Raw genomic sequence first — 21,621 nt, forward strand, 5'->3', positions numbered from 1 at the left:
AAAAGGTGTTCATCGCTCAGGACAATTACCTTGTCCTCAAGGGCGTGGACGATGCTTGGGCAGCCGGCGACCGCATGATCGGCATGGAAATGCTCGATGAGCAGTTCTTCAACGTTCGCGTACCGACTGGCACCAACATCACCAAGGGCGCCAAACTCACGACGAACGCCACTGGCCGATTCATTATCGCTGCCGCTGACGCGCGCATCATCGCGATTGCCGAAGAGGCTTACAACAACACCACCGGATCGGACCAGCTTGTGCGTGTGCGCGCGGCCAAGGGCCATCTGGCAGCGGCATAAGGGAGTTACACCACATGCGTTACTTCTCCTCCCAGCTTCTCAACAGCTCGCGTATTCACGCCGGTTGGTGGGATGAGGTCTCGGCGGACCGTGAATGGTTCCACAATTCCGAGGATCAGCTTGCCGCTGTGCGCAATCAGGCTGCAGTTCTGCCGCGTGATGCCTGGCTCGAGCTCGACGGAATTACCCGTCGTGTCATGCGAAACGACGAAGGTCAGGTCTACATGGCCGATCTGATGCCGCTCGCAAAGGCCGTCAACATTGGCAAGCTCGTTCACCTGAACCGTGTGTCGTCTGATGCCGGTACGGTTGTTCGGTCGCTGTCTGGTCAGGTGCCCGTTCCTCTGGACAAGGTCACCTATGACTATCGCGGTACGCCGGTTCCGATCTTCTCGACCGCATATGGTCGCGAATGGCGCGAGTGGAACACGCTGCAGTCTGAGAACTTCGACGCGCTGTCGGACGATCAGGAAGCGCATACCGCCAAGATACGCCGGGATATGGCTCTGTATGCCCTTGATGGTGATGCTTCCATCACTGTGCAGGGATATTCGGGCTACGGTATTCGTACTTCGCCGTTCTCCAAGGCCATCAACCTTGGCTCGGCAGCCGGCGGCGCGAACATCGACCTGACTACGGCGGGCTCTGATGATATTGACAATTTTATCACTCAGACGCTCGGAGCCATGCTCGATGACAATCTGATCACCGGCAAGGTAAATCTGTATGTCTCGCCGGAAATCGGGCGCAATCTGGACAAGTCCTATTCGGGCTCGACTGGGTTCAAGGGTGGCACTCTGCTCTCCTATCTGCTCACCAATCGCCGTATCAACAAGATCGCGGTGACTTACGAGCTGAGCGGGAACGAGTTCTTCGGCTTTGTACCGAACTCGGAGTTTATTCGCCCGATTGTCGGCATGGCTGTGAATACGACCGCGAAGGTTCGCCAGAACCCGACCGACAACTATCAGTTCCTCATCATGGGCGCGATGGGTCTGGAAATCCGGGCCGATTTCAACGGCAAGACCGGCGTTTTCTACAGCACCGTCGTCAACTGATGAACCAGCCCGGCCTTAGCGCCGGGCTTTCTCTTTCAGGAAGGAACAGAGCATGCGTGTGAAAATCACGAAGCCGGGCATCTTTGGCGCCAAGGGCGAAATCCCGGTCGGAACCGAAGTTACCGTAAAGGACGAGCCGAAGGGTTGGGCGGGTCGATACGAAGTCATTACCGGCAACGGTGACGACAAGGCTGCAATCACCAATCCTTCTCAGGGTGAGCGGGAAGAGCTGAAGAAGCAGGCAGATGAACTTGGCATTGAGTATGCCAAGAACGTCTCCAATGCAAAGCTTCAGGAACTGATTGACGCGAAACTGGCGGAATAACGAACATGGCAGGCTACGGCACAGACGATCAGTTTCAGCAATGGCTGACTGATAACGGATACACATTGCCCAATGATGCGCCGTCGCTTGCCGTTCTTCGTCAGCGCGGCAGTCTTTACATTGACGCTGTCTATGGCGACCGGTTCATCGGTCGTATTGCCTCATTTGATCAGGAACGGGCGTGGCCTCGCATAGGTGCGTCACTGAGAGGAACGGCGATACCTTCCGACGTAATCCCACAGGCGGTAATTTATGCCTCGTTCTATGCCGCCTATGAGGAAGCGGTGAACCCCGGCAGCCTGAACAACTCAGGTTCTTCATCGTCTGCGATTGTTCGCGAGAAGGTGGGAGACCTCGAAGTTCAGTATGCGAATGCTCAATCCGATGGCACGGCAGCATTCCTCACGCCTTTAATCTCGACAGTTGATGGCATGCTCGCGCCGTATCTGCGCGATCTTGATGCCACCTGTCTATGGCTGAAATCGGTGGGCTAATGGCCAAGTTCAACTATGCCCGCGCGGTTGCTACAGCGAACCGTCTTATCGACAAGTTCGGCCAGACCGGCGCTATCCGGCGTACTGAGACATCTGGCGTTCCGTGGGACCCCGGCGCGAGTGATACCGACTATCCGTGCACTCTTGTCGCGCTGGATTATGATCAGAAGGACGTTGACGGTACGCTGATCAAGTCGACCGACAAGAAGGTTTATGTTGCCACCAAGGGTCTAACGATCCAACCGACGACAACCGACAAGGTCATCATCGGCGGTGTCGTGAGCACGATTGTGGAAGCTAAGCCGCTCAACCCGGCGGGAACAGTCGTTTTCTTCGAACTGCAAGCGCGGGGTTGATTGCGTCGCATCCGTTGGACTATCGCAATGCGCCGTAGTCGGCGAGTTCATCGATAGATGGGGGCACCAGCCCGAACCAAGGGTAGTTGAAAACCAGTTCGCGATCCGAATGAAGTTCGTTGATGCGCACAAGACCTTCTCCAGGCAAGCCCGTTTCCGAGTTCACGACCAGAACGGTTAACGGCGGAAGGTCGTTGTCTGCGCACCAGTTCATGATCAACCCGAGTTGGCGATCAAGTACTCCCGCGCCCTTATAATCCAACAGATCGGCGACCATACCGTATGTCAGTGTTTGTCGGTTGTGGGCAGCCGAGATGAGTATCGCGTAAATCTGGACTGCGCGAGCGTGAAGCTTGTTCTTCACGATGTCAGAATAATAAGTCAGTGCCATGTGTAGCCCCCGTTGGTTTTGACGCAACAGTTGTATGGGCATCGCCATAACTATCAAGTGTGAAACATGCTGAAGCGTCTAAGTCCGCGTGAGCAATTTGACGCGCTCATCGCGACATACGAACCGATCCTGCGCGCCGCGTTCATGGCAACCGTGGATGATATTCGTTCGAACATTGTCCTCCGTCGGGTCGTAGAACGGCTGGAGAAGGGCGATATATCCGGCGCGATTGATGCAATGTTCATTGAAGAGGCGGCATTCAATCCGCTCGAAGAGGCTCTACGTCAAGCGTTCAACGCGGGCGGCGTCGACACTGTATCCAACATGCCAGCTCTCAAGGACCCAGAGGGCCACACCGTTGTTATTCGATGGGATGCGCGAAATGTCGTTGCTGAAAACTGGCTACGCGATCATTCAGCCAGGCTTGTGTCGGGAATCGTCGCTGACCAGGTCGAAAGCATCCGCACCGCACTAACGGAAAGTCTGGCGCGTGGCGACAATCCGACGAAGGCCGCCAAAGCCATCGTTGGGCCTGTGAACCGAGCTACTGGAATGCGGGAAGGCGGGATTATCGGTCTGACGGCAGCACAGGCTCAGTTCGTCCAGAGCGCTCGTGATGAGCTGCTTTCAGGCGATCCGACGCTGTTGAAGAACTATCTGGTCCGAGGTCGAAGAGACAAGCGATTTGACCGAACAGTGATGAAAGCGCTCAAAGAGCAAAACCCGTTACCCGCGGATGTCGTGGACAGAATCGTCAATCGATACAGCGCGGGTCTGTTGAAGCTTCGCGCCGACACGATAGCGCTGAATGAAACGTTCAATGCAATGGCCGCGGCCAAAGACATCGCTTTTCGTCAGCAGATCGAAAACGGGAACCTTTCGGCAGACATCGTCACCAAGACATGGAGACACACTCCGCAAGAGCACCCGAGAGCGCAGCACGTCGCGATGAGGGGCCAGAAGGTCAGTTATGACCAACCATTCGTCGCGCCTGACGGCACCTTGATCATGTATCCGCATGCTCCAGGCATTCCGGCCCAGCACAAGATCGGATGCAAGTGCGTAGCCGAATACAAGATCGATTTCGTCGCTCAGTTGGTGGATTAATGGCCAAGTCTTTTGCCGCAAGCGTCGGGCAGTGGGCCGTTAAGGTCGATGGCGCGCTTGAAGTCGTGTTTAAAGAGAGCGCGCAAGAGCTCGTCAGTCAGATGGACAAACTTCTGTCTGACATGGTCTATGACCAGCCATCATCTGAGAAATACCGGCGAACAGGCTTTCTTCGTGCGTCTCTGATGGCATCACGTGAAGCCATGCCAAGGCTGTACCGAGACAATCCCGGCTGGTCGGTTCCGCCTGATCTGCAGCCCGTCATTCTGGTGATCAACAGCGCTGATCTCGGTGATACGATTTATCTCGGCTACACGGCGAACTATGCGGGCTATGTCCACTACGGTGCCAAAGGTGCGGCTCCCCGTCCGTGGGTAACGCTCATCGCTCAGCGATGGGAGGAAATCGTTGCGGCCAAAGCCAAAGAAGTAAAGCAAAGGCTCAAGCTCTGACATGACGATCGAGAAGAGTATAGAAAACGCTCTATTCGAGCGTGTGGCGTCGTTGGTGCTTAATCCTGCGCTTCCGGTCGCTTGGCCCAATATAGCGTTCCAGCGGCCCGCCACGGGCTATCTGCGCGTGACGCACGTTCCGAACACATCGCGCCGCCGGTTTGTCGGATCGGCTGAGCCTCACCAAAGGCGCGGCATTCTTCAGATTGACGTATTCCTGCCGCTGAACGGCGGAGCAACAAAGTCGACAGAGAATGCAGGGAAGGTGGCCGAACACTTCCCGACTGACCTTAAACTGCCGAAAGACGGATTGTCCGTTCGCATCACCAAGGCGCCCGACATCGCGCAAGGGTTCAGCGACGATACGCACTGGCAAGTGCCAGTGACGATCTCATACGACTGTTTCGCATAACTTTCATCCGGCCTGAGCCGTTAACAGCCCCCAATCCGGGGCTTTTTTCATATGGAGAAGACCCATGATTACAACTGCTTCGGGCTCTACGATTGCTATCGGGCCCGCAACTCCCGTAACTGGCGCAAATGAGGCCGCTATCATCGCCGCATACAAGGCTCTGGCCTTTGTTCCAGTCGGTGAAGTCCAGAACCTCGGCGAATTTGGTGATGAGGCGAACGACGTCACTTTCACCAGCCTTTCGGATGCTCGAGTGCGACACCTCAAGGGCGCGCGCGATGCCGGCGTTCTCGCCCTGGTATGTGGCCGTGATCCGCTCGATGCAGGCCAGATCGCGCTGAGGGCGGCTGAAAAGACCAATCTGGCTTACGCAATCCGTATTATCGCAAACGATGCGCCAGATGAAACCGGAACCCCGACTGAGTTCTATTTTCACGCGCTCGTACAGTCGGCCAAGGAAAGCTACGGCGAAGCCGATGATGTGGTCACTACGACTTTCAATCTCGGCATTACGACTGCCGTTTTTGAACAAGAAGCCACTGCCGGAACCCCGTAATTCCAGCAGTTTATCAACCGTTTCTCCACAGACGTATAAACAGGAAATTCACAGATGGATCTGTCAGTATTTGACGGTGCGGCGAAGGCATTTGACGAAGGTTTCGAGGTGGATATTGTTCACCCGACCACAGGCAAGAAATTGGGCATGAAAGTTCGCGTTGCGTCGTATCAGTCGCAGCGCGTTCGCGATGTTCAGCGGCGCCTGGCCAATGCCAATATCCGCGACCAGAAGCGCAACCCAAAGAAAACCCAGACCGTTGAGGAAGTCGAAGAGCGCGCAATCGACGTGATGGTGGCTGCTGTCCTTTCTTGGGAAGGGTTCGAACGTGGCGGGAAGCCTATCGAATGCACGAAGGAGAACGTTCGTGCCGTACTGTCGAATCCTGATCTCTGGTTCATTGCCGAGCAGATCGACTCTGCCGCGGATAACCAGTTGGCTTTCATCAAGGCCTTGCCAACGACCTGATATCGTTCGGTGAGGCCGTATTCGCCATTCGACGGCCATCTGTGCTGCCTGACTTCCCCGAAGAGCTACGGCACGTCTGGGAATGGTTTCTCGACCTCAATTCGAGGCGATCTGTCGGCATGGCTGCCAACCCTATCTCCTACGTCGATATTGACGCGTATTGTCGCCTGTATGGCATCGCCATGCTGACGTGGGAGATCGAAATGATCTGCTTACTGGATAACGCCATTCTGGCGGTCACGCGTGCAGGGCAGAAAACGAAATCCAGCGACCAGTTGAAGAATGAAACACCAGCCAGTGACGGGCATGGCGTTGCATCGCTGTTGCGCGGGTTTAAAAGAAAGAAACGGGAATGATTGTTGAAGTTAACTAGAAGAGGCGTTAATCGACTTGTTGGGTCTACCTGCTGAGGGTTGGGTTTTTGCGCGTGCCATCAAGTTACGTTTGGAAACGCACGGCGTTGGTTGCCGCGATTGCAGCGCTGATATCGATTTCACTATCGACAGGGATACGTTTCGTGATCGGCGCGCGTTCAGACGCGGTCACAATTGTAGTCCGTCTATTGCTTCCGTTTCTTATCGCGATACCGTTGGGTTTATTCTGGTTTTCCAAACTGGAAAAATTGGAACAATCTTATCGCGTTGCGGTGAAAAGAGCGAATGAACTGGCTCGGGTAGCCAGTATTGACCCGCTAACTGGCCTCCTCAACCGGAGAAGTTTTATCCAGCAGTTTAATGCAGCCAACAAGGCAGGTGTTCGCGGATGGTTTTTGATTGCTGATATCGATTATTTAAAGCGGATCAACGATCAATACGGGCATCCAACAGGAGATGATGCCGTAATTTCAGTTGCACAGGCATTGGAAGATTGCTTGTCGAACGACAGCCTGATTGCGCGCATCGGAGGTAATGAGTTCTGTGCGTTCGTACCGAAAGCAGAAACAAGTAACATCGATTCTGTGGTTGCAGATATCAGTTCAAGAGCGTCCGGCCTTTTGAACGAGAAAAGGGCGGACAAAGAATTGCCGTTATCTGTTTCGGTGGGCCTTACAACTTGCAAGCCAAGGCAGACTTTCGAGGAAGTCTTAGCTCTGGCAGATGAAAGGCTCTATCGAAAAAAAAGCGACAGGCCGCAAAAGCTCGTTTAGGTCTTCTGATAACATCCCAACTGCGCCGCTTCTGTTCTGGCTTGTACGCGCTCGATTTCCCGAATGGCCGGATATTCCGTCCGACTAAGCAACTGCTTGCAGCGAACTTCTTTGTATTCATGGTCCGGCGCCCGATTGCTTGCGCAACCGGAAAGAACAAGCAGGGCGAGACTGGCGATCACAAGTGCTTTCATGTAGTTTCCCTCTTTCGGGGGATTATAGCGCGTGTTTCGAGGGTGGGTAGATGGCGGAGCAGGCTGCCAGGCTAAGGAGCGCCATACGGGCCGCTTTTAACCTTCAACCAAGATGGAGATTTTTGGACTCGCGTTTCGCGACAATTTTTGGTTGAAAGAACCTATTCCGCTAGGGGTAGGGGTCATGTCACCATTCGTTGCGCTTGCATTAGTAGCTTTATTCGGTTCGTTGCCTTTCGTTTTGGTATACGTCTGTGTCCGCCTTTTCAAAGAGAAGAAGGCCCGCAAGGCTGCTGAAATATCATTCAAGGAAAAGGCAGAATTAGCCGATAAATTGGGGAAAGTAGGGAAAACCTTGCTTTTGGCGAAACAGGAAGCTGATGCGAAAGTTACTGCTATCGAAGGTCGCTTCAAGCCGGTACTCGACTTGGACCAAGAAGCTGAGATGGTGAAGGCGCAGATAGCTAATTTGCAAGAGCAACTGTCTGACTTGCGCACGTCTTACACTGATAAGAAAGCAATATATGACCGCCTTATAAAAGAGGTCGCTATCTTCGATGAAAAGCTAGCGTTTGCCGAGATGGGCGTGTATGAGCCGCACTTCGATTTTACTGATAGCGAAGAATATAAGTCGGCAATTCTCCGAGTGCGAGATCAGCAAAAAGCAATGGTCAGCGCAAAAACAGCAGTGGTTTGCCCCACTGAATGGACCGTTGAAGGCAGCCGCGCGAAAGGAAAAACTCTGGCCAATCGAAGCATTCGATTGACACTGAGAGCGTTTAACAACGAATGCGATGCGGCGATTGCGAATGTGCGGTGGAACAATGCCAACGCAATGGAAAAGCGCATCGTCAATGCGTATACTCAAATTGACAAGCTTAACGAAACAAACACTACTTATATTGCAAAAGAGTATCTTGGTTTGAAATTGGAAGAGCTCTTCCTGACGCATGAATATCGCGAAAAACTGAAACAAGAGCGCGATGAAAAGGCCGAAGCAGCGCGCCTTGCTCGTGAAGAGCAAAGACTGATCCGCGACATGGAACGGGCAGAAGAAGATGAAGCCAAGTATCAGAGGCTCTTGGATAAGGCGAAGGCGGACGCTGAAAGAGCAGTCGGGCCGAAGCTCGAGGCATTTAATGAGCAAATCAAAATGCTTGAAAAGGATCTGGCTGAGGCGCATGCGAAGTTCGAGCGTGCCCAAGCCATGGCAGAGAAAACACGATCGGGTTACGTGTATATAATCTCGAATATCGGGTCGTTTGGGGAGGATATGATCAAAATCGGACTTACTCGGCGGCTTGACCCAATGGATCGAGTAAGAGAGCTTGGCGATGCCAGTGTCCCTTTTGTTTTCGACACTCATGCGATAATATACAGCGACGACGCTCCCACATTAGAACGAGCACTGCACAGCGAGTTCGAGCCCACACGCGTCAATACACAGAATTATCGTAAGGAATTCTTCCGCGCGTCTCTTGATGATGTAGAAGCTGCTGTCAAAAGGCTGGCTCCGTCAGCGCCCTTCTTCAAGGACATTGAGGCACAGGATTACCGCGAGACTTTGGCACGGCGGCATCAGGTATTACTCTTAAACGAGAGCAAGGAAGGGATTTTACCTGACGCGATCTGAGAGGAGAGGGGGGCAAAGCTCCCCTTATTATTTAAACGGGTTAATAGCTGCCCCATCTTCATTTATGGTCATCCGAAATTTGTTAAGCCCTTCATTCCCACCTTCGTAGGGGGAACACATCTCGATAGCTCTAGATGCCGACTTGACGGCTTGCTTACCCAAGTCATTCCGGGGCTTATATGACGTTACAGTGATGTCCCTGACCGCACCGCTCGCGGTCAACAGAACATCAAACTCGGCGTCAATATCTGCATCAGCTGAAAATGGCGGTGGATTCCAGCATTTTTGAGCTTGTTCAGCCAATGTTTCAGCGTGAGCCACACCGGTCCATACGCCTACAGAAACCACACCAACGAATATGGATTTCATGCCCGTCTCCTTTTAGGTGGCGAGGACGATAGCTTTCGCCTGAAAGGAACGCAACATGGCTGACATCGCTACTCTCGGCTTGGAAGTGCGCAGTGATCAGGTTGAGAAAGGCACTCGTGCGCTCGACAAGATGTCCGGTGCGGCAAAACGGGCAGAAGCAGCGGTAAACGGCTTTTCCTCGACCAGTTCAGGTGCCGCATCTGCGGCTTCGCGGCTTGCGGCAGGAACGAGTAACGCCGAAGCCGGACTGGAACGTGTTGCGGGCGCTGCAAGGCAAGCACAACAGTCACTTCGGTTGGCGAGTGCTGCCGCAAACGACAACATCAAGGCAGCGAGCAAGTTCAATACAGCCAACATCGCGGCACAATTTCAGGACATCGCAGTTTCTGCGCAGATGGGAATGGGCGCATTCCAGATCGGCTTGCAGCAGGGCACGCAGCTTGCAGCGGTCATCAGCATGATGGAAAACCCGTTACGCGGTCTCGGCGCGGCATTCATGTCCGTCATCTCGCCAGTCAGTCTCTTGACTATCGGCCTTGTGTCGCTGTCTGCGGCGGGCCTGCAAATGGTCGATTGGCCAAAGCGCACCGCTCAGGCTCTCATCTTCCTTGCCGACAATCTTAAGGCCATTGCTCCTTACGCTGCAACCGCTGCTGCGGCACTCGCGCTAATCTATGCGCCATCCGTTATCGCCGGAATGGTAAATCTCATCGCTTGGATGGGCCGTGTATCGGTCGCTGCGATCAGCATGGGTGCATCGTTCGCACTTGCTAATCCCGCTACCGCTCTGGTGGCTGGTTTTGCCGCAGCCGTCATTGCCGCAAATATATTCCGCGATGAGCTCAACGACATATTCGGGCGCGATGTCATTTCAGATGTCAAAAAAGCGGTAAATTGGATCGTGGGAGCATTCGTCGGAGGCTTCAACGCAGCGAAGGTAATCTGGAATGAATTCCCAGATGTCATGAATGAGATTGGCGCGTTGGCGATGCACAATCTGATGGAGCAAATCCGCTGGGGCCTTCGTCAAATGGTGCTAGAAGTCAACATGGGCCTGAAGTCGATTGGAGAGCGGTTCAATATAACGTTGCCCGACTTGGGCAACCCAAACAAACTGTTCCCGCCTCAGAAGGGCCCAAAGGTTTCAGGTCGCACTTCCAATGCCGTGGCAAAAGTCACCGCAGCATTCAGTGATGCCCAGAATACGGATTATGTCGGCGGGATGTACTCGGCCATTGAAAGCGGGGCATCTGCCGCAGCGGGCAAGCTGAGAGAGCTTGCTAAGGGGCTTACAGACGTTGACGATAAGTCGAAGAAAGGTCGTAAGCGGAGGGGCAAGTCTGATGCCGAATATTATCAGGACATCATCGACGGTGCTGATCGGCGGATAGCATCGCTACTGGTTGAACAGCAGGCTCTCGGAATGACTGAAGAAGCCGCTAATGCGCTTCGATATGAACAGGAAATGCTTAACCAGGCGCAACAGCATGGTATCGACCTCACGCCGAAACAAGCTGATTACATCAAGATGCTCGCCGGGACGATGGCGGGTCTGGAATCTGCAATTCAGAAGGCGCAGGACGCGATCAACTTCGCCAAGGATATGACGAAGGGTTTCTTTTCCGATATGGCGAATGGCCTTGCTAATGGTCGTGGCCTGTGGGGTTCGTTGGCTGATGCGGCTGTGAATGCCATCAACAAGATTGCGGATGCCCTCATCGATAGCGGGATTGAAAGCCTGTTTGGTGGCGGTGGAATCAGCAAGTGGATTGGCAGTCTGTTTGGCGGAGGGGGATTGGGAGGAGCAGCTGACCCTTGGTCAGGCCTGCGGCTTGCAAGCGGCGGCTACGTGACTGGTCCCGGCTCTGCAACCTCTGACAGTATTCCGGCCTGGCTGTCGAACGGCGAATTTGTCATGAACGCAAAGGCGACGAAAGCTTTCGGCCCGTGGCTTCAGGCTATGAACGATAACAAGGTCCGCGGTTTTGCATATGGCGGTCCGGTCGACGGGAATGTCGTCTCAATGCCGTCTCGCTCCACCTTGCCGAGTGTTCGAGAGGCTGCTGTTGCTGGCGGTCAGCAGACTGTTCGTGTCATCACGGAAACCCGTTTTGTGAATGACGGAAACTTCCAGAACTACATCAAGAGCGAAGTCGAGGAAGGTTCTGCGAAAACCTTCAAGGCTGGCATTCAGAAATACGACAAGGGCGGCGCTGTTCGCGCCGCTCGTGATCTGCGTCAGGTGAACCAGAGAGGCTATGCGAAATGAGTATCAGTCTCCCTGACTTCATCGAGTATCAGGCTGGCCGTCCACGGCTGAATAAGCCGGTTTCAATGTCTCGGTATGGCGAACGAGCCATATCGATGATCCAGAACGGTGATGAGTGGTGGACGGTCAATATCGAAACCCAGCCAATGTATGATGATGATCTGGCCGAGTTTGAAGGTTTTCTTGCCCAGGCACAGAACGGCTTGGAGACGATTGTTTACACGGTTCTCGGGAAGCAATCGCTTCCCCGAGCCTACTGGAACAATCCGAATAGCTCCGTACCGGCCGGGAATGGTTCGCTGACATCGGTCACGAATGGGAAAACGCTACTGATCGGCGGCGTGACTGTGGGATTGGCGATGACGAAGGGCGATTTGATTTCGCTCACGTCCGCCGACTATCACAGTCTTCATCGGGTAACGGCCCACGCTACGGCAGGGGCGACAATCACGCTACCTGTCGAGCCGCCGGTGCCGTCCTACATCGCAAATGGCGCAACGGTTCGCTTTAAAGACCCAGTTCTGAATACCCGGATTGTGCCGGGATCGACCGAAGTTGAAGACGGCGTGATGCCAACGGCGAAGTTTCAGCTCATCGAGGTGCCGAGATAGGCAGATCACCGCTGTCGCCGTGCGCGAATAGCGCGAAGCCATGTGTTGTTGAACATGATGGCCCCTATGACCAATGCGACGGCACCCATGGCGATCATGCCGATAGCCACGCCTTGGTCTCCGAACTGCTGATATAACCAGCCCGTTTTCTCTACGGCCTGGGCTGGATTTCCCAGGCGAAGAACACCTTGGATCAAGGCGCCAAACCCGACAATCAACATGCAAACGCTTCTAATCATGCCGGCCAGATATCAGCTGGGCGCGGTTGAATCCACCCCTTCATTGGTTTGACGGTAACTCATGGCCTTCCCAGCACGTCTACAGCAACTGCTCAACGAGGGCAGGGGCAAGATCGCATCTGCCGTAAAGTTCGAGTTCGGCACCGGCACCTATGGCTTTTTCTCAGGCAAGGGCAGTGTCGATTATGGTGGCCTGACCTATCACGGCAACACCATCATCGACATAGATGAGCCAATGTACGCGCTTGGCACGGCGGCCCAACCAGTCACCATGCGCCTGCCCGCTGCCGCCGACTTCGGCCTGACGCCGGATAAGCTCGGATTGATCGAGCAAGAAGATTATAAAAATCGACCTGTCACGTTCTACGACTTCTATTTCGACCCAGACAACAACGCTTTCCTTCATGCCGAGCCGACCTGGTACGGCTATGTCGACTACATCGACCACCGCGAAGAAAGCGATGAGGTCTGGTTAGAAGGCCACATTGAAACGGGCGCGGTCGACAACTTCCGCGAGGGCTACCGCTACGCCTCGCATGAGGACCAGCAGCTTGTGTCGCCCGGTGACATGCTTTTCGAATACGCCGCGAGGATCAAGAATGAGTTCTTCAAAATCAAATTCGGCTAGGGTTCCCGGTTGGGATCGGGCGTTGGAAGACCTTGCGACGGCTCATGTATCGATCGCGCCGGAATGGGGCGTTTCGGACTGCCTCATGACTGCCGCCGATGCCATCAAGGCCGTAACCGGCGAAGACCCGCTTGCTGAGTTTCGTGGCAAGTACAAGACGGAAGCCGGGGCAGCCCGGAAGATGCGCGCCAATGGCTGTGAGAACGTCAAGGACGTATTCGAAACCTACCTCCAGCTTGAGCCGGTCAATCGGCTCTCTGCCCGCCGGGGTGATGTGGGCGTTATCCGCATCAATGACGAATATGTCGCCGGGTTCATCTGTGGCTCCGGCTTCGCGGTGAAACAGCCGCATGGGCTTACGTTCTTCCCCGTGACCGATATCGAGCAGGCCTATAGGGTCGGCCTGTAACCAACACGACAATTTGCGCCTTTGAAGGTCCGCCAGCAGCGGGCCTTTTTTTGTTGCGCCTGCATGAGGCTGTCGCATGCCATTTTTAGCGCCTATCTTCACCGCGATTGGCGGTCTTGTGTCGAGCGTGGCGGCATGGGCTGCTGCAAGCCCGATCCTCGCCGGTATCGCGCAGACCGCATTCGGCATTGCACTCAAATATGCGGTCAATGCGCTTTTCCCTCCGAAGACCCAGAGCCGCGCATCGGAACTGGAAACCCAGTATGGTGCCAATATCCCGCGCTCGGTCATTCTCGGTACCTGCGCGACTGAAGGCCATCACATTTACCGCAACAGCTACGGGTCGGGTGGGCGTCTGATACAGGACGTGTTCGTTCTGTCGAGCTTCCGCATTACGGCTGTTCCGCGTGTTCGATACAATGGCCAATGGCGCATCTTGAGCCAGCAGGACGCCAACGGCTACTGGCTTGTGCCGAACGAAGGAACCAGTGGCGACGATCACGATAACGTCCGCGTCAAGTTCTTCTACGGCACGATGGACCAGCAGGCGGAGCCGACGCTGATCAGCAATGCCCGTCCGGCCGGTCGCTGGACTGCGAACCATCGCGGTGCAGGCGTTGCCTATGCCGTCGTGTTTTCCGAACTGCGTAAGAATGGCGACGGCCTGACCTCTCCGGCAAAACTGCTGTTCGAAGTCGTCGGTGCGCCGCTTTACGACTGGCGCAAAGACAGTACGATCGGCGGATCAGGCGCGCATCGCTGGGACGATCAGAGCACTTGGGAATATTCCGATAATCCGGTCATTCAGATTTACAATCTGGAGCGCGGTTTTTTCAACGGCACTCAGCGCATGGTCGGCAAGGCCGTTCGTGCCAGCCGGTTGCCATTGGCAGAATATACCCAAGCTGCGAACATCTGCGACGAAGTCATGTCGGATGGTTCGAAGCGTTATCGTGCCCATGCGATTGCCAAGGATGGCCCCGGTGCCAACCACGACGCCAACCTGACGCCCATCCTTGAAGCCATGTGCGGCTCGTGGGTGGAACGCGTTGATGGCGAGTTTCCGATTGCGGGCGCTCCGCAGGCCATCGTTGCGACCATCACCGATGACGATATCAAGCGTGGCGCTCCCTTGCGGTTCAGCGCCAAGCGCAAGCGTACCGAACTCATCAATACGGTTGCGGCTTCTTATGTGTCGCCGGATGACTTCTACGAGACCAAGGACGCGGCAACTCGTATTGATGAAGGAGCGGTAGCCGAAGATCGGGAAACGCTCGCCAGTGCCATTCCTTACGCCGCTGTCACCGATGTGCGGCAGGTGGACAGGCTGGCTGATATTGCCATTCGTGGCGCTCGTTATCAGGCATCGGCGGAAATCGTCGTTCACCCGAAATTCCTCGATACGATCAAGGAAGGCCGGTGGGTTCGCTGGAACAGTGCGAAGTATGGCGACCGGACATATCAGGTTCTGACCCGACAGCTTGGCGGGATCAATTCCGACGGCGCTCGCGACATTTCGATTGCATTGCAACAGATCAGCAATGGTGTTTTTGACCCGACGGCTTACGAAACTGATCCGCCTGTCATTATCGTGGTCCCGCCACCGCAGTATCTGTCCGAGGTGCAGAACTTCTTTGTCATTCCATTTAAGGTGGTTGCGGATGGACAGGGAGAAATCCCGGCAGCCCGGTTGCTCTGGGACACTATCGAAGATATCTCGGTCATCGGCGTTAACATCGAATACTGGCCTGCCAATGACCCAACGCAGGTGTTTACGCGGTTTGTCACGTCAGATGTGACCAATGTTGTTCTATCTGAAGGCCTGACCTCGCTCACTGACTGGTTTGTGCGTACTCGGCTGCGTGTCGATAATGGGCGCGCTGTGGCGTGGTCGGCAGCAACTCCATTCACTACGCTGGACGCTCGCGGCGACGAAAGCCCCGTGGACTATGAACGGCTCGACAGCGACGTGAAGGGCCTTGTCAACTGGATGACCGATGACCGGCGCGAGATTATTCGGCAAGCGCAGGAAAACGCCACCAAGACCGCTGACGGCATGCTGGCCGGTTATGCAGATAGTCGCTCCCTTCGCCGCGAACTTGCCAGCACCTACGGCAAGGCGAAAGCCTCGTGGTCCGAAGACATCTATGTCGCGACGGGACCGAACAGCGCCATCGTACAGCAGTTGACACAACTGAACGCCGAACTCGACGAAAAGGCGGATGCAAGCGTGGTGACGCTGTTGTCAGCCCGTGTTGATGGTGTTGAAGGCGACATGACCGCCATCGCGGATGCAATCACTGACGTGAATGCGTCTGTTGACGGAACCGTGGCTAACTCTGGCTGGCGCATGACATCCACAGTTGGCGCGGGCGGCACGTCGGCCAAGATATCGGCCTACGCTCGCATCAATACCGGAGATCAGTGGAAACAGGCCGGTTGGTTTATCAACGTCACGCCGACGGGCAGCCAGTTCATCGTCATTGCCAATCAGTTTGCCATTGCCGATCCAAACAATAATGGCAGCTACACCTATCCATTCGTTGTCCAGAATGGGGAGGTCTACATCCAGAATGCGCGCTTGGGCACTCTCAAGTTCGACATCCTTCAAGCCAATAACGGGAAGATGGTCTTGCGCGGTTATGACAACTTCGCAGACATAAGGATTGTGTTCTGATGGGCTTGTTTTTTATGGGATGGAAACCGGGCGTCGGATCGGTCCTGAAAATCCTCAAGTACGATACGGACGATCCGCTGACACTCGCAAACTCGGCTTACAATCGCTTCTATTTCAACTCCGAGACACAGAACCTGTCCTATATCTGGGACAAGTTCTATTTTTCGACGGGTTTCAATCCGGGTGTTTACCCCGGTTCTACTGGTGTAAACGGCAATCTCTATGTGATTGAAGGCGCGTCTGCTTCGCAGGCAAGGCGGGCGTTAGTAAATCAGACAGTGAGCGGCAGCGATTACTTTCTGTCTTACGAGATATTCCCCCGCTTTCCGGACATGCCAATCGTACCGATTTATGAGGCGAAGCTGATGGACAGCTTTGGGCGAGTGCGTGTTGGTCACATCGATAGCCCATCAGGCAATAAGGACCGCGTTCAAACGGTTCGCGCCTATAATTCTGACATCTGCTACGCGACCCCTGGCGCAACCGGGCCGGGAGGTAACAACATCCGAGGGTTCAGAAGCATTCATCCCGACCTTGGCTATACGGGCTGGGTGGGCCGCATCACTAACAACGAGGGACCATATATTTGCGCATTGAGCAATTCCGATAGTGGCGGCTATTATCGGGCATTGACCTGTCAATGGGACTTGCCCGCAAACAACGCCGCTATCCCCGCGCCAGATGCAACGCCGGTTGCCGGACAGGATATGCTTCGGATCAATCCATCGGTCGCAATTCTCACACGACGGGGATTTACGGTCGATACCGCTACCGCTCGGCAGTGCATATTCACCAGTACCCGCGTTCCGAATATGTGCGTCATGATGGGGCAAACCGGTCTTATACCGGCAAACACTTCGGTTTACGTGCCGCGAACAACAGATTTCCCTCTGCACGAAACAATGTTCGTTGACACAATCGTGGCGTTGCAGGGGTTGGATTTTACCATCCCGGCTGTTGATCGAACGGCCAATAAGACCGGACGGCAGATGAAGGTCTTCTACAAGATCGACCCGAACGGCATAACCTTCAGTGTCGAAGGTGATTATGCCGTATATGTCCGATACATGGTCTATGCGACCAGCACCGACGGTTTTTCGTCCGGTGGCGGCAGCACTTTGCGCAGGCTGAATAATGGCGGGGTCCAGATCAAGAGGCCGGGATCGAGCGACACGGGCCCGACGGGAAATGATATTCTCGTGGATACCCGCTTCCCTTCAATGCGCGTCATGCTTGAGGGATGGATACCGGCATCGTCATTTTCGACTGCAAACGTGGTGGACAGCCAGTACGGTTCTCATGCAGCCATCGTGAATTTTGACGGTTCGGGGCAGTTCATTTTCCCCAAGGTGATGTGCAACTGGCCGGAGCGGATCACACAGGGTTTTCATCAGTATGTGCGCCTGCCAAACACTAATGCTTGGCAACCTACAAGCCAGTCATGTGTGACCGTTGTCGAGACTAACCGGATCGTCATTCACATCAGCCCCGGAGCGCCCACGACAATCGACACATCGACCGGCAGTTTTCTTTACAATCTGCCGGACCCCATCGGCGTCCGTTACTACATCTTGAGCGCCACGACGCTCTAAGCTCTCAGGAGAAAAACCTATGGCTGTTTTGTCCGACTACACGTCGGGAACGATTTCGCTTGCCAATGGCTCAGCGACAGTTACTGGCACCGGGACGCTTTTCGAAGTCACGCGGTTTCGGGAAGGCGACACGCTTCAAATCCAGAACCTGACGGCCGTCATCGCCAGTGTCGACAGCGACACTCAGTTGACGCTCACCGAACCATGGACCGGCACGAGCATTGTTGATGGTCCGTATCGCGCTCGACAGCTTGCCGACGGCACCCGCGTGGGCACTCAGGCAGCTACCCTCATCGAGCTTCTGGGTGACGGCACCTTGGCTGGTATTGCGGCACTCGGCGTCGAGGAAGGCAAGTCGCTCGTCGGCGGCCCCGCCGGGCAATATGAACTTGTCGATACGTCTACCTTCGGCATCCAAGACCCGAACGGCAGCCTTGGCAAGCTGGCGGCGCTGACGTTGGCGGCGAATAAAATTCTGAACACCGACGGCTCTGGCAATCTCACGCAGTCGGATATCACAGCAGCCGCGCTCGTGCTGCTCAAGTTGGCCGGAACTGCGGCTGCAAACAAGCTCCCATATTTTGATGCGGCCAATAGTGCAGCGCTGGCGGATATTTCCCAGCAAGCGCGCACGATGCTTGCCAGTACGACGCCAGCCGTAACGTCTTTGGGCTATACACCATTGAACAAGGCGGGCGATACTGTTCAAGCCAGTCTAGGCGTCACCGATGATCTTTATATGGGGAAGTCAATCGTACTCCCGCCTCCTACCGGACAAGTTTACGCTCTCAGCAGCACGTCAGCCATAACAATAGCTCAGGGTAGTCCTTTTATTGCATACAATTTTTCCGGGTTAATGATTGTCACCAACATAAACCAAGGCGGTACTGTGGGTATCGTTTGCGGTGGCGGATCAGTTACCACCGCCTTTCAAGTGGGAACACATAATGCCGGAAACTTTACATGGGCGCAAAATGAAAACGGCTATGCCTTCTTCAATCAAGGCGGTGCCGCGAATTTTTCTGTTATTCTTATAAGAACGAGGAACGGCGCATGACAAACTATGATCTTGAAGTGCTTCAGGACTATGGCGATCTGGGCGCGCTCTATAAGGTTCGCGTAGGTGAGAAGGAATACCAGATTTCGGCCCATTCGGCGGGAGATATTCCGGCTTTGTTGCAGATTGCTATGTCGCCAGAAGCGCCAGAATACCCAGAACCTATGACGGTAACCGTCATACCCGCCGTCACATTATGGGAACGTCTGACCGAGGCCGAGGCCGAACAGGTTGACGCAGCCATGGCTACGCAGCCTTTCCGCACCCGTCAAATCTTCCTGACCGCCAACACCTTCCGTTCCGATCATGAGTTTTGGCCGCTGCTCGTGCAGATGGCGACGGAGTTGTTTGGTGAGGAACGGGCGGCGGAGTTGCTGATGGCCTAAAGATGCAGAAGATCGATGAAATCCATAGTGAAGGTGCCGGCATAGTCTGGCACCTCAATAGAACAGCAATAATAGGGACCCCGCTTCATTGCCTCATTGTCTAAGCGCTTAAGAGGCTCCCCCTTCATCGTCCCACCGATCAATGGCCTTGGCCATTGTCCGATGCTTCTTGATGAACTGTTGCAAAGCGATCCTGAGACGATCTTCATCAAAGGTGCCTTCCTGAAAACGGCGCGTAAGATATCGCGCTGCATCGGTGCGCAAATCTTGCGTGTCGCCTGGCAGGCGAGCGTCCCTGAGAATGCGGGAAATCATAGTGATGTTTCTTGAATTCAAGACGGTGGAAGACATGATGCCCTCCTTTGTTGCGGGCTAGGCTCTTGAAAGCCTGAACAACAGCGCCCGTTTCAAATGCTGTCGTGACAATCACCATGCGCCTTATGGTGCAGGAAAGCAACTAAGGCCGCAATGTGTTGCCAATATCCCTGGGGCGATCCCGCCGGTATCCATATGGAGACCCGTCAGCCCCCTTCACGCATCCATCCACAATTCAGAAAAAGGGAGTGGGGCATGGCACTGAATAACCGATACCGCTCACTCGACACACCGCGCCGACTGGGAGGCGGGGTACTGATATGGCGGTGACCCAACCCAAGTTAGTTACGGTCTTTCAGCCACATAGCCATTACGATAACGACCCATGTCAGTATCGCGACTGTCGGGATCCAGATAATCCAGTCCATAATCTAACTCCGACTGAGGCCACTCAGGGAAGCCGCCCCGATCCACCTTCGTTATGCCGCTCGGCGTACTTGCGGCTGAGGATATCAAGTACGAATTTTGCCTGCTGTTCTGTAAGCCCTTTTTGCAGATGTCCGTCGTGGAAAACAGTCTGATGGTTGAAAACATCAATGACCCTCCACGTGCCATCATCCTCGCGCCGTATGTCAAAACCATTTTCAATCATCGTCATTCCTCCGCGTTGATTAAATCAACCGCGAAAGGACAACGAACGGGCGGAACATTCGTTCAATGAAAAAGAAACCCCGGCAACGTGCGGCTGCCGAGGCTACGCAACTTCGCACATGGCTAGCAAGAACGTTGCGCACCGCCATCTAACCGGCAAAGTCTAAAATGAAACCTCGGCTGCGAGTTATGACGCGCAACCGGGGCAACACAGACCATCGAGTCACGTCAGAAGGTTGGTCAGTGCTCCCATAGAGATAGCACTGCTGCGAATTAAAAGAAGCCCCGGCAGCGGGGGCTACCGGGGCGCACATCGGATGGGCGGGGGCCTAGGGCCGATGCGCGATGTATACCTAGTGCGGCATTGAGCAGTTCTCAACTGCTTGACAATTGAAACCATCGAAAGGTGTCCACCATGGATAGAACCGTGCCAGCAGGCGCGGCGCTTCTGCTCGACTTTATCGGCGGGATAGAAGCCCCACGCGGCTATGATGTGATTTACGGCAACAATCAGGACAAGTTGCCAAAACCGATCACTCAGATGACAATTGGCGAACTGGTCGATGCGCAGGCGTCTTTCACCAAGCGTTTCAAATCGTCGGCGTCAGGCCGATACCAGTTCATGCGCGCCACATTGCAAGACCTATCCCGTGAGCTGGGTTTGCGCGGCACACAGATATTTGACGCCAATCTGCAAGACCGGCTCGCCTATCATCTGTTAAAACGCCGCGGATATGACGCCTATGTGGCCGGCAAGATCACGCGCACGGAGTTCGGCAAGCGTCTGGCGCAGGAATGGGCTTCTCTGCCGGTCCTTGCCGCGACGAAGGGCGCTCACCGCGATCTAAAGCGGGGCCAGAGCTACTATGCTGGCGATGCGCTGAATAAGTCGCTTGTCTCTCCGGCAAAGGTCGAAGCCGTTTTGAATAAGGTAAAGACTTCTGGCGCCGTTCAGCCGGTTGTCGTGGCCCCCAAAGTCGTCACAGTCGAAAAGCCTGTCGTTGCCGATCCCGGCGAGCTTGGAACAAAACCATCCAAGAGCAAGACAGTCTGGACATGGGCCAGTGCTGGCATCATGTCGGCAATCAGCGGTGCGGGGTCGTTCCTTGGTGGCCTCGATTGGCGCGTCCAGCTTCTTTTCAGTGCGGCCATCATCGGATTTGCGATCTACGGCATCAAGCGCCGTGCTGATCTGTTCAAGGCCGTGAAAGACCTGCAGGCGGAAATCGGCTGATGGATACGCTCTGGGGACTGATCCCGAACTGGCTGAAATACTCGCTCGCTGCCGTTCTGGCGGCGTTTCTGCTTGTGGCGGCTGGATATCTCACCGGAAAGCGTGAAGGCCGTCAGCAAGCCGTTTCTGAGCAATTGCGCGAAACCGTCAAAGCCGAAAAGGAAAGGGGCAAGGACGATGAAAAATTACGCGGGCTTACGGATTTTGATTTTTGTGTTCTTGCCCTTCGTCGTCGCGGGTTGTCAGTCGACCAGTGCGACGAGCTGCGCGGGCTGGAGGCAGAATAACC

General features: G+C 54.7%; 29 protein-coding genes. 23 read left to right on the top strand and 6 right to left on the bottom strand.

Features of this window, described 5'->3' with window-relative positions; genetic code table 11:
- The 5 genes from ABWW28_RS23160 to ABWW28_RS23180 all read left to right on the top strand — a co-directional run.
- The coding region (locus ABWW28_RS23160) for a hypothetical protein (protein WP_353392452.1) at positions 1–302 on the top strand (302 nt) is incomplete at its 5' end.
- A 14-nt stretch (positions 303–316) separates the two neighbouring features.
- The gene (locus tag ABWW28_RS23165; protein WP_179504118.1) at positions 317–1,360 is read left to right on the top strand and encodes a major capsid protein; all 1,044 of its coding nucleotides are present in this window, start codon (positions 317–319) and stop codon (positions 1,358–1,360) included.
- A gap of 52 nt (positions 1,361–1,412) precedes the next feature.
- Positions 1,413–1,685, top strand: coding sequence for a hypothetical protein (locus ABWW28_RS23170; protein WP_151646663.1), 273 nt, complete (start codon positions 1,413–1,415; stop codon positions 1,683–1,685).
- Between the two features lie 5 nt (positions 1,686–1,690).
- On the top strand, positions 1,691–2,179 hold the full coding sequence (locus ABWW28_RS23175; protein ID WP_179504117.1) for a DnaT-like ssDNA-binding protein: 489 nt from the start codon (positions 1,691–1,693) through the stop codon (positions 2,177–2,179).
- Positions 2,179–2,535: a hypothetical protein gene (locus tag ABWW28_RS23180; protein ID WP_179504116.1), complete on the top strand. Its 357-nt coding sequence runs from the start codon at positions 2,179–2,181 to the stop codon at positions 2,533–2,535. The genes ABWW28_RS23175 and ABWW28_RS23180 overlap by 1 nt, the downstream gene beginning before the upstream one ends.
- A gap of 19 nt (positions 2,536–2,554) precedes the next feature.
- On the opposite strand, the gene ABWW28_RS23185 is transcribed toward ABWW28_RS23180, so the two are convergent.
- Positions 2,555–2,926 (bottom strand): hypothetical protein, encoded by a 372-nt coding sequence (locus ABWW28_RS23185; RefSeq protein WP_179504115.1) that lies wholly within the window; start codon positions 2,924–2,926, stop codon positions 2,555–2,557.
- 66 nt (positions 2,927–2,992) lie between these two features.
- Between ABWW28_RS23185 and ABWW28_RS23190 the strand changes: the two genes are divergently transcribed.
- The 7 genes from ABWW28_RS23190 to ABWW28_RS23220 all read left to right on the top strand — a co-directional run bounded on the left by ABWW28_RS23190 (position 2,993) and on the right by ABWW28_RS23220 (position 7,068).
- A complete protein-coding gene (locus ABWW28_RS23190; protein ID WP_353392455.1) occupies positions 2,993–4,033 on the top strand; it encodes a putative phage head morphogenesis protein in 1,041 nt (346 codons plus the stop codon).
- Positions 4,033–4,485: an HK97 gp10 family phage protein gene (locus ABWW28_RS23195; RefSeq protein WP_179504113.1), complete on the top strand. Its 453-nt coding sequence runs from the start codon at positions 4,033–4,035 to the stop codon at positions 4,483–4,485. Before ABWW28_RS23190 ends, ABWW28_RS23195 begins: the two co-directional genes overlap by 1 nt.
- A gap of 1 nt (position 4,486) precedes the next feature.
- Positions 4,487–4,897 carry a DUF4128 domain-containing protein gene (locus ABWW28_RS23200; RefSeq protein WP_179504112.1) on the top strand — a complete coding sequence of 137 codons (411 nt, stop codon included), beginning with the start codon at positions 4,487–4,489 and terminating at the stop codon, positions 4,895–4,897.
- Between the two features lie 64 nt (positions 4,898–4,961).
- Positions 4,962–5,453 carry a phage tail tube protein gene (locus ABWW28_RS23205; RefSeq protein WP_179504111.1) on the top strand — a complete coding sequence of 164 codons (492 nt, stop codon included), beginning with the start codon at positions 4,962–4,964 and terminating at the stop codon, positions 5,451–5,453.
- Between the two features lie 54 nt (positions 5,454–5,507).
- A complete protein-coding gene (locus tag ABWW28_RS23210) occupies positions 5,508–5,921 on the top strand; it encodes a hypothetical protein (protein ID WP_179504110.1) in 414 nt (137 codons plus the stop codon).
- Between the two features lie 41 nt (positions 5,922–5,962).
- Positions 5,963–6,277 carry a phage tail assembly chaperone gene (locus ABWW28_RS23215; RefSeq protein ID WP_425598203.1) on the top strand — a complete coding sequence of 105 codons (315 nt, stop codon included), beginning with the start codon at positions 5,963–5,965 and terminating at the stop codon, positions 6,275–6,277.
- A 65-nt stretch (positions 6,278–6,342) separates the two neighbouring features.
- Complete coding sequence (locus ABWW28_RS23220) at positions 6,343–7,068, top strand: GGDEF domain-containing protein (RefSeq protein ID WP_353392458.1); 726 nt, start codon at positions 6,343–6,345, stop codon at positions 7,066–7,068.
- Here the strand turns inward: ABWW28_RS23220 and ABWW28_RS23225 are convergent.
- Positions 7,065–7,262, bottom strand: a complete 198-nt coding sequence (locus ABWW28_RS23225; RefSeq protein WP_353392460.1) for a hypothetical protein — start codon at positions 7,260–7,262, stop codon at positions 7,065–7,067. The two genes, ABWW28_RS23220 and ABWW28_RS23225, sit on opposite strands and share 4 nt — an antisense overlap.
- A 184-nt stretch (positions 7,263–7,446) precedes the next feature.
- On the opposite strand from ABWW28_RS23225, the gene ABWW28_RS23230 reads away from it, so the two are divergent.
- The gene (locus ABWW28_RS23230; protein ID WP_305400594.1) at positions 7,447–8,895 is read left to right on the top strand and encodes an SNIPE associated domain-containing protein; all 1,449 of its coding nucleotides are present in this window, start codon (positions 7,447–7,449) and stop codon (positions 8,893–8,895) included.
- A 27-nt stretch (positions 8,896–8,922) separates the two neighbouring features.
- Here the strand turns inward: ABWW28_RS23230 and ABWW28_RS23235 are convergent, their stop codons facing one another.
- Positions 8,923–9,264 (bottom strand): hypothetical protein, encoded by a 342-nt coding sequence (locus ABWW28_RS23235; RefSeq protein ID WP_353392462.1) that lies wholly within the window; start codon positions 9,262–9,264, stop codon positions 8,923–8,925.
- Positions 9,265–9,319: 55 nt separating this feature from the next.
- On the opposite strand from ABWW28_RS23235, the gene ABWW28_RS23240 reads away from it, so the two are divergent.
- The gene (locus ABWW28_RS23240; RefSeq protein WP_353392464.1) at positions 9,320–11,533 is read left to right on the top strand and encodes a phage tail length tape measure family protein; all 2,214 of its coding nucleotides are present in this window, start codon (positions 9,320–9,322) and stop codon (positions 11,531–11,533) included.
- On the top strand, positions 11,530–12,144 hold the full coding sequence (locus ABWW28_RS23245) for a hypothetical protein (protein ID WP_353392466.1): 615 nt from the start codon (positions 11,530–11,532) through the stop codon (positions 12,142–12,144). Before ABWW28_RS23240 ends, ABWW28_RS23245 begins: the two co-directional genes overlap by 4 nt.
- 5 nt (positions 12,145–12,149) lie before the next feature.
- Here ABWW28_RS23245 and ABWW28_RS23250 read toward each other — a convergent pair whose 3' ends face one another.
- Positions 12,150–12,365, bottom strand: coding sequence for a hypothetical protein (locus ABWW28_RS23250; protein ID WP_031347013.1), 216 nt, complete (start codon positions 12,363–12,365; stop codon positions 12,150–12,152).
- 79 nt (positions 12,366–12,444) lie between these two features.
- Here ABWW28_RS23250 and ABWW28_RS23255 point away from each other — a divergent pair, with 79 nt between their 5' ends.
- The 6 genes from ABWW28_RS23255 to ABWW28_RS23280 all read left to right on the top strand — a co-directional run bounded on the left by ABWW28_RS23255 (position 12,445) and on the right by ABWW28_RS23280 (position 19,132).
- Positions 12,445–13,011: a hypothetical protein gene (locus tag ABWW28_RS23255; RefSeq protein WP_006469214.1), complete on the top strand. Its 567-nt coding sequence runs from the start codon at positions 12,445–12,447 to the stop codon at positions 13,009–13,011.
- Positions 12,983–13,420: a DUF6950 family protein gene (locus tag ABWW28_RS23260; RefSeq protein WP_502904594.1), complete on the top strand. Its 438-nt coding sequence runs from the start codon at positions 12,983–12,985 to the stop codon at positions 13,418–13,420. The genes ABWW28_RS23255 and ABWW28_RS23260 overlap by 29 nt, the downstream gene beginning before the upstream one ends.
- A gap of 76 nt (positions 13,421–13,496) precedes the next feature.
- Positions 13,497–16,097, top strand: a complete 2,601-nt coding sequence (locus ABWW28_RS23265; protein WP_353392470.1) for a phage tail tip fiber protein — start codon at positions 13,497–13,499, stop codon at positions 16,095–16,097.
- Positions 16,097–17,689 carry a hypothetical protein gene (locus tag ABWW28_RS23270; RefSeq protein ID WP_353392472.1) on the top strand — a complete coding sequence of 531 codons (1,593 nt, stop codon included), beginning with the start codon at positions 16,097–16,099 and terminating at the stop codon, positions 17,687–17,689. The genes ABWW28_RS23265 and ABWW28_RS23270 overlap by 1 nt, the downstream gene beginning before the upstream one ends.
- Positions 17,690–17,708: 19 nt before the next feature.
- Entirely contained in the window at positions 17,709–18,746 is a 1,038-nt protein-coding gene (locus ABWW28_RS23275) for a hypothetical protein (protein WP_353392473.1), read from the top strand.
- Complete coding sequence (locus tag ABWW28_RS23280) at positions 18,743–19,132, top strand: hypothetical protein (protein ID WP_353392475.1); 390 nt, start codon at positions 18,743–18,745, stop codon at positions 19,130–19,132. The genes ABWW28_RS23275 and ABWW28_RS23280 overlap by 4 nt, the downstream gene beginning before the upstream one ends.
- Before the next feature lie 108 nt (positions 19,133–19,240).
- Here ABWW28_RS23280 and ABWW28_RS23285 read toward each other — a convergent pair whose 3' ends face one another.
- Both ABWW28_RS23285 and ABWW28_RS23290 read right to left on the bottom strand, forming a co-directional pair.
- Positions 19,241–19,483, bottom strand: a complete 243-nt coding sequence (locus tag ABWW28_RS23285; protein ID WP_113341839.1) for a hypothetical protein — start codon at positions 19,481–19,483, stop codon at positions 19,241–19,243.
- Positions 19,484–19,898: 415 nt separating this feature from the next.
- Positions 19,899–20,105 carry a hypothetical protein gene (locus ABWW28_RS23290; protein ID WP_113341838.1) on the bottom strand — a complete coding sequence of 69 codons (207 nt, stop codon included), beginning with the start codon at positions 20,103–20,105 and terminating at the stop codon, positions 19,899–19,901.
- Between the two features lie 408 nt (positions 20,106–20,513).
- Here ABWW28_RS23290 and ABWW28_RS23295 point away from each other — a divergent pair, with 408 nt between their 5' ends.
- On the top strand, positions 20,514–21,332 hold the full coding sequence (locus tag ABWW28_RS23295) for a lysozyme family protein (RefSeq protein ID WP_280135167.1): 819 nt from the start codon (positions 20,514–20,516) through the stop codon (positions 21,330–21,332).
- Positions 21,332–21,619, top strand: a complete 288-nt coding sequence (locus ABWW28_RS23300; protein ID WP_353392478.1) for a hypothetical protein — start codon at positions 21,332–21,334, stop codon at positions 21,617–21,619. The genes ABWW28_RS23295 and ABWW28_RS23300 overlap by 1 nt, the downstream gene beginning before the upstream one ends.
- Positions 21,620–21,621: the final 2 nt, after the last annotated feature.

It is taken from the genome of Brucella sp. NBRC 14130 (genome assembly GCF_040371715.1).
In the GTDB taxonomy this organism is placed as follows: domain Bacteria; phylum Pseudomonadota; class Alphaproteobacteria; order Rhizobiales; family Rhizobiaceae; genus Brucella; species Brucella intermedia.